This window comes from Pseudomonas sp. AG1028 (genome assembly GCF_007993955.1).
Lineage (GTDB): Bacteria > Pseudomonadota > Gammaproteobacteria > Pseudomonadales > Pseudomonadaceae > Aquipseudomonas > Aquipseudomonas straminea.
This window is the reverse complement of sequence record NZ_VIVP01000003.1, coordinates 221,501-234,403: the sequence shown is the minus strand read 5'-3', so window position 1 is coordinate 234,403 and position 12,903 is coordinate 221,501. Positions and strand designations below refer to the sequence as shown.

7 protein-coding genes are annotated in these 12,903 nt (G+C 62.6%); all 7 read right to left on the bottom strand.

What is annotated here, in order from left to right:
* Positions 1-4 precede the first annotated feature (4 nt).
* Entirely contained in the window at positions 5-1,072 is a 1,068-nt protein-coding gene (gene hemE / locus FB481_RS06290; protein ID WP_147175524.1) for a uroporphyrinogen decarboxylase, read from the bottom strand.
* Between the two features lie 133 nt (positions 1,073-1,205).
* The gene (locus FB481_RS06285; protein WP_147175522.1) at positions 1,206-2,624 is read right to left on the bottom strand and encodes an FAD-dependent oxidoreductase; all 1,419 of its coding nucleotides are present in this window, start codon (positions 2,622-2,624) and stop codon (positions 1,206-1,208) included.
* A gap of 102 nt (positions 2,625-2,726) precedes the next feature.
* Entirely contained in the window at positions 2,727-7,175 is a 4,449-nt protein-coding gene (gltB, locus tag FB481_RS06280; protein WP_147175520.1) for a glutamate synthase large subunit, read from the bottom strand.
* 203 nt (positions 7,176-7,378) lie between these two features.
* Positions 7,379-9,001, bottom strand: a complete 1,623-nt coding sequence (locus FB481_RS06275; protein WP_147175518.1) for an AAA family ATPase — start codon at positions 8,999-9,001, stop codon at positions 7,379-7,381.
* Between the two features lie 7 nt (positions 9,002-9,008).
* Entirely contained in the window at positions 9,009-10,115 is a 1,107-nt protein-coding gene (gene aroB / locus FB481_RS06270; protein ID WP_147175516.1) for a 3-dehydroquinate synthase, read from the bottom strand.
* Between the two features lie 51 nt (positions 10,116-10,166).
* Positions 10,167-10,685: a shikimate kinase AroK gene (gene aroK / locus FB481_RS06265; protein ID WP_147175514.1), complete on the bottom strand. Its 519-nt coding sequence runs from the start codon at positions 10,683-10,685 to the stop codon at positions 10,167-10,169.
* 3 nt (positions 10,686-10,688) lie between these two features.
* On the bottom strand, positions 10,689-12,887 hold the full coding sequence (pilQ, locus tag FB481_RS06260; protein ID WP_147175512.1) for a type IV pilus secretin PilQ: 2,199 nt from the start codon (positions 12,885-12,887) through the stop codon (positions 10,689-10,691).
* Between the last annotated feature and the right edge of the window lie 16 nt (positions 12,888-12,903).

Genomic DNA, 12,903 nt, shown 5'->3' with positions numbered 1-12,903 from the left:
AGGATCAGCCGTGGTATTGGGCCGACAGCTCGTGCACCGCTTCGAGGAAGGCGCCAGCATGAGCCGGATCCACTTCAGGAGTAATGCCATGGCCCAGGTTGAAGACATGGCCTGTGCCATTGCCATAGCTCTCGAGAATGCGCGCGACTTCGGCGCGGATCGCAGCCGGTTTGGCGTACAGCACGGTCGGGTCCATGTTGCCCTGCAGGGCCACCTGATTGCCGACGCGGCGGCGCGCCTCGCCAATATCGCAGCTCCAGTCCAGGCCCAGCGCATCGGCGCCAGTAGCGGCCATGGACTCCAGCCACAGGCTGCCATTCTTGGTGAACAGGATCACCGGAATCTTGCGGCCATCCTGCTCGCGGATCAGCCCGTCGACGATCTTCTGCATGTAGGCCAGGGAGAACGTCTGGTACGCCGCCGACGACAGGTTGCCGCCCCAGGTATCGAAGATCTGCACCGCCTGGGCGCCCGCGCGAATCTGCCCATTGAGGTAGGCGGTCACCGATTGCGCCAGCTTGTCGAGCAGCACGTGCATGGCCTCGGGCTGGTCATAGACCATCGCCTTGATCTTGCGGAAGTCCTTCGACGAGCCGCCCTCGACCATGTAGGTCGCCAGGGTCCAGGGACTGCCGGAAAAGCCGATCAGCGGCACCCGGCCGTTCAGCGCCGACTTGATGGTGCGCACCGCATCCATCACGTAGCCCAGATCCTGTTCCGGATCGGGAATCGGCAGCGCATCGATATCCGCCGCGCTGCTGATCACCTTCCTGAAGCGCGGACCTTCGCCGGTCTCGAAATACAAGCCCTGGCCCATGGCGTGGGGAATGGTGAGGATGTCCGAGAAAAGGATCGCGGCGTCGAGCTGCGGGTAGCGGTCCAACGGCTGCAGGGTGACTTCGCAGGCGAACTCGGGATTCATCATCAGGCTCATGAAGTCCCCGGCTTTGGCGCGGCTGGCGCGGTATTCGGGCAGGTAACGACCGGCCTGGCGCATCATCCATACCGGCGTGACGTCGACGGGCTGCTTGAGCAGGGCACGAAGGAAGCGGTCGTTCTTCAGGGCAGTCATGGCAGCATCCAGCGAAAAAAGTGTGGGCATTTTCGCAGAGCGCCAAGCAAAAGGCACGGCGAGTGCCGTGCCTTTTCTCTATCGGGTCAATTTGTCGCGGGCAACTGCCTGACGGCTCGCCGAGCGCTGTCGCTTAGACGCCCAGATAGTCGAGGATGCCTTCGGCAGCATTGCGCCCTTCATAGATGGCAGTGACCACCAGGTCTGAGCCGCGCACCATGTCACCGCCGGCGAACACTTTCGGGTTGCTGGTCTGGTGCTTGAAGGTGGCCTTTTCCGGAGCGACCACACGGCCCTGGGTATCGATACGGATATCGAACTCCTCGAACCACGGCGCCGGGCTCGGGCGGAAGCCGAAGGCGATCAGCACGGCTTCGGCCGGGATGATTTCCTCGGAGCCCGGGATCGGCTCGGGGCTGCGACGGCCACGGGCATCTGGCTCGCCGAGACGGGTCTCGACCACCTTGACGCCTTCGACCTTGTCTTCTCCGACGATGGCGATGGGCTGGCGGTTGAACAGGAATTTCACGCCCTCTTCCTTGGCGTTCTTCACTTCCTTGCGCGAGCCAGGCATGTTCGCTTCGTCGCGGCGGTAGGCGCAGGTGACGGCCTTGGCGCCCTGGCGGATCGAGGTGCGGTTGCAGTCCATCGCGGTGTCGCCACCGCCGAGCACCACGACGCGCTTGCCCTTCATGTCGACGAAGTCTTCCGGCGATTTCTCGAAACCAAGGTTGCGGTTGACGTTGGCGATCAGGAAATCCAGAGCATCGTGGACGCCCGGCAGATCCTCACCCGGGAAGCCGCCTTTCATGTAGGTGTAGGTGCCCATGCCCATGAACACGGCATCGTACTCATCCAGCAGCTGCTGCAGGGTGACGTCCTTGCCCACTTCGGTGTTCAGGCGGAACTCGATGCCCATACCGGTGAACACTTCGCGGCGGTTGCTGAGCACGCTCTTTTCCAGCTTGAACTCGGGGATGCCGAAGGTCAGCAGGCCACCGATTTCCGGGTTCTTGTCGAACACCACCGGGGTTACGCCGTTGCGCACCAGCACATCGGCACAGCCCAGGCCAGCAGGGCCGGCACCGATCACCGCAACGCGCTTGCCGGTCGGCTTGACCTTGGACATGTCCGGGCGCCAGCCCATGGCGAAGGCGGTATCGGTGATGTACTTCTCCACCGAACCGATGGTCACCGCGCCGAAACCGTCGTTGAGGGTACAGGCGCCCTCACAGAGACGATCCTGCGGGCAAACGCGACCGCAGACTTCCGGCAGGGTATTGGTCTGGTGGCTCAGCTCGGCAGCGGCCAGGATGTTGCCTTCGGAGACCAGCTTCAACCAGTTGGGGATGAAGTTGTGCACCGGGCACTTCCACTCGCAATACGGGTTGCCGCAACCCAGGCAGCGATGCGCCTGGTCGCTGGCCTGGGCCGGCTTGAAGGTGTCGTAGATCTCGACGAACTCTTTCTTGCGCTGGCGCAGCAGCTTCTTCTTCGGGTCTTTACGCCCGACTTCGATGAACTGGAAGTCGTTATTCAGACGTTCAGCCATGTCATAAACCTCTTAGCAGCAGCGCCGGGCGGTACGCCCAGAGCTGCGAGACAATCACGTTGAGCGACGGCCCTGCTGTCAAGGCACGCCGCTTGAAGCTGCTTATTGCGGGTTGGCGCGGATGCTGGAGAGCAGCGACTTGAGGTTCGCGGCCTTGGGCTTGACCAGCCAGAACTTGCGCAGGTAGTCGTCCAGGTTTTCCAGCAGGTTACGGCCCCACTCGCTCGACGTCTCTTCGACGTATTCGACCAGCACGCGCTCCAGGTGGCTACGATAGGCCTCCATGGACTCGCTGTTGATGCGCTGGATTTCCACCAGCTCATGGTTCACGCGGTCGTAGAAGCTGTTGTCCAGATCGAGCACATAGGCGAAGCCGCCGGTCATGCCGGAACCGAAGTTGTAGCCGGTCTTGCCCAGTACGCAGACGAAACCGCCAGTCATGTACTCGCAGCAGTGGTCGCCCACGCCCTCGACCACCGCATGGGCGCCGGAGTTGCGCACGGCGAAACGCTCGCCCGCGGTACCCGCGGCGAACAGCTTGCCGCCGGTAGCACCGTACAGGCAGGTGTTACCGATGATGGCGCTGTCCTGGGTGGCGAACGGGCTGCCCTTCGGCGGCACGATCACCAGCTTGCCAGCGGTCATGCCCTTGCCGACGTAGTCGTTGGCGTCACCTTCGAGGTACAGGTTCAGGCCGCCGGCGTTCCACACGCCGAAGCTCTGCCCGGCCGTGCCCTTGAAGCGGAAGGTGATCGGCGCCTTGACCATGCCCTGGTTGCCATGCACCCGGGCGATCTCACCGGACACGCGGGCACCGATGGAACGGTCACAGTTGCAGATGTCGAGTTCGAACTCGCCGCCAGTGGCGCCATCGATGGCCGACTTGGCCATCGACAGCATTTCCTCGGCCAGCAGACCCTGGTCGAACGGCGGGTTGCGGTCGACTTCGCAGAACTGTGGCTTGTCCGCCGGGATGTGGTCGCTGCCCAGCAGCGGGGTCAGATCCAGGTGGTTCTGCTTGGCGCTTTCGCCTGGCAGCACGTCGAGCAGGTCAGTACGGCCGATCAGCTCGCCGAGGCTGCGCACGCCCAGCTTGGCCAGCCACTCGCGGGTTTCCTCGGCCACATAGGTGAAGAAATTCACCACCATGTCGACGGTACCGATGAAGTGGTCCTTGCGCAGCTTGTCGTTCTGGGTGGCCACGCCGGTGGCGCAGTTGTTCAGGTGGCAGATGCGCAGGTACTTGCAACCCAGGGCGACCATAGGCGCGGTGCCGAAGCCGAAGCTTTCGGCGCCGAGGATAGCGGCCTTGATCACGTCCAGGCCGGTTTTCAGGCCGCCGTCGGTCTGTACCCGTACCTTGCCGCGCAGGTCGTTGCCGCGCAGGGTCTGGTGGGTTTCCGCCAGGCCCAGCTCCCACGGTGCGCCGGCGTACTTGATGGAGGTCAGCGGCGAGGCGCCGGTACCGCCGTCATAGCCGGAGATGGTGATCAGGTCGGCGTAGGCCTTGGCGACACCGGCGGCGATGGTGCCGACGCCGGCTTCGGAGACCAGCTTCACCGAGACCAGGGCGCTGGGGTTGACCTGCTTGAGGTCATAGATCAGCTGCGCCAGGTCTTCGATGGAGTAGATGTCGTGGTGCGGCGGCGGCGAGATCAGCGTCACGCCCGGCACCGCATAGCGCAGCTTGGCGATCAGGCCGTTGACCTTGCCGCCTGGCAGCTGACCGCCCTCGCCCGGCTTGGCGCCCTGGGCGACCTTGATCTGCAGCACTTCGGCGTTGACCAGGTATTCCGGGGTCACGCCAAAACGGCCAGTGGCGATCTGCTTGATCTTCGAACTCTTGATGGTGCCGTAGCGCGCCGGGTCTTCGCCGCCCTCACCGGAGTTGGAGCGCGCGCCCAGGCGGTTCATCGCCTCGGCCAGCGCTTCGTGGGCCTCCGGCGACAGCGCGCCGAGGGAGATACCAGCGGCGTCGAAACGTTTGAAGATCGACTCCAGCGGCTCGACTTCGTCCAGGCTCAGCGGCTGGTCGGCCAGCTTGACCTGCAGCAGGTCGCGCAGCATCGACACCGGGCGGGTATCCACCAGCGCGGTGTATTCCTTGAATTTCTCGTAGCTGCCCTGCTTGACCGCGGCCTGCAGGGTGTTAACCACGTCCGGGTTGTAGGCGTGGTATTCGCCGCCATAGACGAACTTGAGCAAACCGCCCTGCTGGATCGCCTTGCGGTTGTTCCAGGCTTCGGCGGCCAAGGCTTTCTGCTCGGCTTCCAGGTCGACGAAACGCGCGCCCTTGAGGCGGCTCGGCACGCCACGGAAGCACAGGTCGGTGACCTCGTCGGCCAGGCCGACGGCCTCGAACAGCTGGGCACCGCGGTAGGAACCGACGGTGGAGATACCCATCTTCGAGAGAATCTTCAAGAGGCCCTTGGAGATGCCCTTGCGGTAATACTTGAAGACTTCGTACAGATCGCCCAGCACTTCGCCGGTGCGGATCAGGTCGCCGAGCACTTCGTAGGCCAGGAACGGGTAAACCGCCGAGGCGCCGAAACCGATCAGCACCGCGTAATGGTGCGGGTCACGGGCGGTGGCGGTTTCCACCAGAATATTGCAGTCGCAACGCAGGCCGGTCTCGGTCAGGCGGTGGTGCACCGCGCCAGTGACCAGTGCGGCGTGGGCCGGCAGCTTGCCCGGCGCGATATGGCGGTCGGTCAGCACCAGCAGCACTTTGCCGGAACGCACGGCTTCTTCGGCCTGATCGGCCATGTTGCGCACGGCCGCTTCCAGGCCGATCGATTCGTCGTAGTTGAGGTCGATGATCTGCCGCTCGAAGCCCGGGCGGTCCAGGTTCATCAGGGTGCGCCACTTGGCCGGAGAGATCACCGGCGAGCTGAGGATCACGCGAATGGCGTGCTCGGGCGACTCCTCGAAGATGTTGCGTTCGGCCCCGAGGCAGATCTCCAGCGACATGACGATAGCTTCACGCAGCGGGTCGATCGGCGGGTTGGTGACCTGGGCGAACTGCTGGCGGAAATAGTCGTACGGCGAGCGCACGCGCTGACTCAGCACGGCCATCGGCGTGTCGTCACCCATGGAGCCGACCGCTTCCTGGCCCTGCTCGGCGAGCGGACGCAGCACCTGGTCACGCTCCTCGAAGGTGACTTGGAACATCTTCATGTATTGCTTGAGCTGGTCGGCCTCGTAGAAGGCCGAGCCATGGTCGTTGTCTTCCATGGTCGCGCGCACGCGCAGCGCGCTCTTGCGCAGCCACTGCTTGTAGGGGTGGCGCGACTTGAGGCGGTTGTCGATGTCGTCGGTGGTCAGCACCTGGCCGGTTTCGGTGTCCACGGCAAGGATCTGGCCCGGGCCGACCCGGCCTTTGGCGACCACGTCCTCGGGCTGGTAATTCCACACGCCGATTTCCGAAGCCAGCGTGATGTAGCCATTGGTGGTGGTCACCCAGCGTGCCGGGCGCAGGCCGTTGCGGTCGAGCAGGCACACGGCATGGCGGCCGTCGGTCAGCACCACGCCGGCCGGACCATCCCAGGGCTCCATGTGCATGGAGTTGTATTCGTAGAACGCGCGCAGGTCGGCGTCCATGGTCTCGACGTTCTGCCAGGCCGGCGGAATGATCATGCGCACGCCGCGGAACAGGTCGATGCCGCCGGTGACCATCAGTTCGAGCATGTTGTCCATGCTCGAGGAGTCGGAACCGACACGGTTGACCAGTGGGCCAAGCTCGTCGAGGGCCGGGATCTGGCCATTCTCGAACTTGGTACGGCGCGCCTGGGCCCAGTTGCGGTTGCCGGTAATGGTGTTGATCTCGCCGTTGTGGGCGAGGAAGCGGAACGGCTGAGCCAGCGGCCACTTCGGCAGGGTATTGGTGGAAAAGCGCTGGTGAAACACGCAGATGGCGGTCTGCAGGCGCTCGTCACCCAGGTCCGGGTAGAACTGCTGCAGGTCGGCCGGCATCATCAGGCCTTTGTAGATGATGGTCTTGTGCGAGAAGCTGCAGATGTAGTGCTCGGTGTCGGCGGCATTGGCCACCGAGGAACGGCGACGGGCGCAGAACAGCTTGATGGCGAATTCCTGGTCGCTCAGGCCTTCACCGCCGATGAACACCTGCTCGATCTGCGGCAAACGCTCGAGCGCCAGCTGGCCGAGCACACTGGTATCCAGCGGCACCTTGCGCCAGCCGACCAGGTTCAGGCCGGCAGCCTGGATCTCGCGGTTCATGTTCTCGCGGGCAGTGCTGGCCTTGGCGTCATCCTGGTTGAGGAAGACCATGCCGACGGCATATTGCTTGGGTAGTTCGACGCCAAAGGTGTCCTTGGCGATGGCGCGCAGGAACAGATCGGGCTTTTGAATCAGCAAACCGCAACCGTCACCGGTCTTGCCATCGGCGTTGATGCCACCACGGTGGGTCATACAGGTCAGTGCTTCGATCGCCGTCTGCAACAGGTGATGGCTGGCCTCACCTTGCATGTGGGCGATCAGGCCGAAGCCGCAGTTATCCTTGAACTCATCAGGACGGTACAAACCTGCTTTCATAAGGGACTCTCACCAGACAGCCTTTCTCAGGCGTTTTCTCTAATCCGCGCGCAGGTCTAGACGCCGCGTTGCGCAGGCAAACGGAGGGCATTGTACATAGCGAGATAGACGTCACAAAGAACAATGTGACGAAAAACAGGAATAAAATGTCGCAAAAACGAAAGAGCCCGTTAAGTCAGTTTCTGCGTAACGGGCTCTTTCGATCAGTTGGCCATTTCCTGGGTGACGCTGGCGAAGGTCTTCGGCCAGGGCTTCCCGGCCTGAACCTTGGCAGGCAGGGTCTTCACGGCAGCCTGGGCGGCATCGCGGCTGGCAAAACTACCATAAGTGATGACGAAAAGTGGCTTACCCTGGTGCATCTTCTTGAAGTAGCGGTACTGCGCGCCGTTCTGGCTGACGAAGGAGCGTGCCGCGGCTTCCGTGCTGGTACCCAGCACCTGAAGGGTAAAGTGGGCCTTGTTCTGCGACGCGTACCAGCCATTGGCTTGCGAACCGCCTGCCGCAGCCGGTGCCTGGGTGGCGGGAGCCGGCCGGGCAGCCTGCGCAGGCTGGGTTGCGGGTTTGGGTTGCTCAACCGGTTTCGGCTGCTGAGCGACTTTGGGCTGTTCGGATGGCTTCGGTTGCGGCGCGGCCGGCGTGGTCACTTGTGGGGCCGGAGTCGGCGCTGGTGCATTCTGCGCCGTAGCAGGAGGCAGGGTCACCGGCGCGGCCGGCGTGGACTCGGGCAACTCCACATTGGCCTCACCGTCCGTTTCGCCAGCCGCCTGGGCCAGCGGCTGACGGATCACCGGCTGGGATTGACCTACCAGGGGCAACGGCAATGGCTGATTGCTGCCGGCAAACTCGATCGGCGGCTTGCCATCAGCGCCCTGCTCGGCACTTGCCGGAGCGCTTGGCGCCGTTTGCGGCTGTGGTGCACTACCCATGGGCAACTGAGCCTGGGTCGGCGCCGGGGCCTGTGCATCGGTCGGTTCGGAGCGGCCCTGCATCAGCAGCGCGGCAGCTACACCGACAGCGACCACGCCAAGGGCCAGCAGGTGCTTCTTCGGCAGCTTGAGCGCCAAGCCACCGGCCTTAGCCGCGCCACGGCGCGAAGCCATGGCGTCGATCAGCACCTCGCGCGCGACCCGATTGATCTCACCAGGCCAGCCGCCGGAGCGCTCGTGGATCAGCTCGACCTGCTCGTCGGACAAGAGCTCGATGCCCTGGGCCGCCCCATCCAGGCGTACGGCCAGGTATTCGCGAGTTTCCTCTTCGCTGTACGGTTCGAGTTCGATAATGTGGAACGACTCTTCGCCGTTGCTCAGCGCATCCAGGCGACCGATCAGATCGGTGTCGGCGAACAGGAAAACGTGAGGGCGCCCTTCGGCATTGCCCTGGGCCAGTATCAGCAGCTCATCGATCGCTGCGTCGCTGAGCTCTTCGGCATCGTCGATCAGCAGGTAGACTTCCTGGCCGGTCAGCGACAGCTGGCCGACCTGACCGAGCAGTGCGGCACGATCGGTCTGCTGCGTATTCAAACCCTGGGCGATGTGGCGCATTAGGGTCGCCGGATCGGCAGCGCCCTGGGCCGAAACCACCACATTATGCACGGCCTGCTTGTTGGTGCTGGCCACCAGCGCCTGCCGCAGCAGGGTCTTGCCGCTACCCTCCGGGCCGGTGACCACCAGCAGCAACTGGCTATAGCGCGCCAGGTGATGCAACTGCCCGAGCACCGGCTTGCGTTGCGCCGGGAAGAACTTGAAACCAGGCACCCGCGCCGCGAACGGGTCGTGGGTGAACTGGTAGTGATCGAGAAATGCTTCGTCGGCGTGCAAACTGGTCATTGAATACTCACTGATTGTTAAGCCGGGCCACCAGCGCCGGGTAATCGGCGGCCAGGGTGGCACTCAATATCTCTGCCGGGTAATCGCTGGTCACCACCGCCTCGCCCAGCGAACGCAGCAGCACCAGGCGCAATTGACCATCCAGCACCTTCTTGTCCACGGCCATGTGCGCTAGGAACTGCTCGGGCGTCATATCCCGGGGCGGCACCACAGGCAAGCCGGCAGCCTGGAACAGACGAATACCACGATCGCGCTCGTCGGCATCGATCCAACCCAGGCGATGAGACATCTCCAGAGCCATCACCGTTCCTGCCGCCACGGCTTCACCATGTAACCAGACGCCATAGCCCATCTGCGTCTCGATGGCGTGACCGAAGGTATGCCCCAGATTCAGGGTGGCGCGCACGCCGGTTTCCTTCTCGTCAGCACCGACCACCCGGGCCTTGGCCGCACAGGAACGCTCGATGGCCTCGGTCAAAGCGGCCTGATCCAGGCTGCGCAATGCGGCCATGTTCTCCTCGAGCCAGTCGAGAAACGGCGCGTCACAGATCAGCCCGTACTTGATGACCTCGGCAAGGCCCGCCGACAGCTCACGCGGCGGCAGGGTATCCAGGCTGCGCGTATCGATCAGCACGGCTTGCGGCTGGTAGAACGCACCGACCATGTTCTTGCCCATCGGATGATTGATACCGGTCTTGCCACCTACGGAGGAATCGACCTGGGACAGCAGCGTGGTCGGCAACTGGATGAAGTTCACGCCACGCTGATAGCAGGCTGCAGCGAAGCCAGCCATATCGCCGATCACCCCGCCCCCCAGGGCCAGAACGGTCGTGCGCCGGTCATGGCGCGCGCCGAGCAGGCCATCGAAAATGCTCTGCAGGGTTTCCCAGTTCTTGAACGCCTCGCCATCGGGCAGCACGATCGGGGTGACGCGGTAATCGGCGAGCGTGTCCTGCAGCGCTTGCAGATACAGCGGCGCGATGGTCTCGTTGGTGACGATCGCCACCTGGCGCCCGACGATGTGCTGCGCCAGCAAGTCGGCGCGGCTCAGCAGGCCAGCCCCGATATGAATGGGGTAGCTGCGCTCAGCGAGATCAACATGAAGTGTTTGCATGGAGCCCCCGATTGAAAAAGGGCTCTAGGATAGCGCAGTTCTGCCCTGTCATTAACGGGGCGCCAGCGCTTCCAGCCGCTCGAGAATTTCCTGAACCACCATTCGCGGCGGACGCTCATCGGTCTCGATGATCACGTCAGCGATTTCCCGATAAAGCGGATCACGGATGGCGAGCAGATCAGCCAGCACCTGCCCGGGATTGGGTGCACGCAGCAAAGGCCGGTTGCGATCACGAGCCGTGCGGTCGATCTGCTGCTCTACGGAAGCATGCAAATAAACAACGCGGCCACTGCTTCGCAATGCCTGACGATTCTGCGGCCGCAAAACCGCACCACCGCCAGTAGCCAGCACCAGGCCATCGAATTCGCACAACGAACAGATCACCGCCTGCTCGCGCTCGCGGAAACCCTGCTCACCCTCGACATCGAAAATCCATGGAATATCGGCGCCGGTACGCTGCTCGATCTCCTTGTCGGAGTCCTTGAATGGCAACCGCAGCTCTTTGGCAAGCAAACGCCCGATGGTGCTTTTTCCAGCACCCATCGGGCCGACAAGGATCAGATTACGCACAACTTACTGGCTCACAGCCACCGCAGAAGTGTTCATGATGCGCGGAGTGAGGAAAACCAGCAACTCGGTCTTGTTGTCGTTGACGGTATCGCGCCGGAAGAGGCGACCGAGATAAGGCACATCACCAAGGAACGGTACCTTTTCGGTAGACTTCGTCTGCGTATTTTCGAATACCCCACCAATGACGATAGTCTCGCCATCGGCTACCAGGACCTTGGCATTGACCTCGTTCTTGCTGATCGGCGGAACCCCATTTAATTCATTCTGATAGTCAGGCGCATCCTTGTTGACCTTGACCTCCATGATAATGCGGTTGTCAGGGGTGATTTGCGGGGTTACCTCAAGAGACAACGCAGCCTCCTTGAACGATGTGCTTGTCGCGCCGCTGGAGCTGGCCTCTTGATAAGGGATTTCCTGACCTTTGAGAATTTTCGCGGTTTCTTTATCCGAGGTCACGACCTTGGGTTGGGAAACGACTTCACCGTTACCTGAGCTCTCCATGGCAGACAACTGGAGGTCGATAATCGCGCTGTTGGTAACAAAACCTATACCGATCCCAGAGGTACTATTCGCTACCCCCATGTCGACAAACGGCGTTGGTGAGCTACCCGAGCTACTCCCGCCACCGGCAGCGGCAGCCGTGGGCAATGTGCAGTTCCCGGCGAACGGTCCACAGCCACTACTGGTAGTACCGGTCGCATCCCTAATGCCTACGTTGCCATCTTTACCGTACGCGGTGTAACGCGAGCCAGCACCTATTGCTCCACCCCAACGAACACCCAGCGCCTTGCTGTAGTTAACGTTCGCTTCAACAATACGCGCTTCGATCATCACCTGACGAACCGCTACATCGAGCTGCGCCACGATACGACGCAGCTCATCCAATCGCTCCTGAGTCTGGTAGGCAATGATACTGTTGGTACGTTCATCGACCGTGATGGAGCCACGGTCATCCGGCACGCCGCCATCGGCACTGGTCACCGACTGGAACAGCTTGGCCATGTCGGCAGCCTTGGCGTAGTTGACCTGAATCAGCTCACGACGCAGCGGCGCCAATTCAGCGATCTGCTTCTGCGATTCCAGCTCCTGCTTCTCACGCGCCGCAATCTCCTCGGCTGGCGCGACCAGCAATACATTGCCGACCTGACGCTTGTCCAAGCCCTTGGTTTTCAGCACCAGATCCAGCGCCTGATCCCACGGCACATTCTGCAGACGCAGGGTGATATTGCCGGCCACCGTGTCACTGGCGACCAGGTTCAGATCGGTGAAGTCGGCGATCAGCTGCAGCACCGAGCGCACGTCGATGTCCTGGAAGTTCAGCGACAACTTCTCGCCGGTATAGGCGAAGCGATCAGCCTGACGCTTCTCTGCATCTTCCTGGGTCAGCGGCTTGACGCTGAGGGTCAGCTTGTTTTCGGTCTGGTAGGCCAGGTAGTCGAAGGCACCCACCGGCTCGATGACGATACTGGCATCATCGCCTTTGCCAGTGGCACTGACGAACTGCACGGGCGTGGCGAAGTCCTTGACGTCCAAGCGCACACGCAGAGCTTCAGGAAGCTGGGTGCGATTGAAGTTGAGGATGATCTTGCCGCCGCGCTCTTGAATATCCGGGCTGACGGACGCATCGGACAGGTTGATGACGACATTGCCCTCACCCTGCTCACCGCGCTGGAAGTCGATATTGCTGATCGACTTGTTCACGGCGCCGAATACCTTCGGAGCGGCCGGCGCGGAAACTGGCGCTGCAGCCTGAGCAGGACGCGGGGCCGCTGCGGCGGGCGCAGTCACGGGCGCTGCAGCGGTCGTGGTCGCCGACGTGGCCACGCCGGTGCCGACCTGCACGAACAGATTATTGCCTTCGGTGCGAGTGTTGTAAGGCGACAGGTTGGTCAGGTTGATGATCAGCCGCGTACGATCCTTGGCCTCCACAACCGTGACGCTGCGCGCATTACCCATGCCCAGCTCGCGATTCTTCACGCCCAGCTTGTTGGATACGCCCGGCAGATCCAGGGCGATACGCGCCGGCTGCTCGATGGTATAGCCGCGGGGCGCTGCCACCGGCTCATCAAAAGACAGTTTCAACTCGACACGGTCACCCGGCAGAGCAGCCACATCCAGCGCCTGCAGATTGGCGGCCAGAACGGCAGGAGAGAGCATAGCCACCAGCAGCGAAATGCTGAGGCGAGAGAGGGAGCTGTTCATGCTTGGGTTCCGTTTG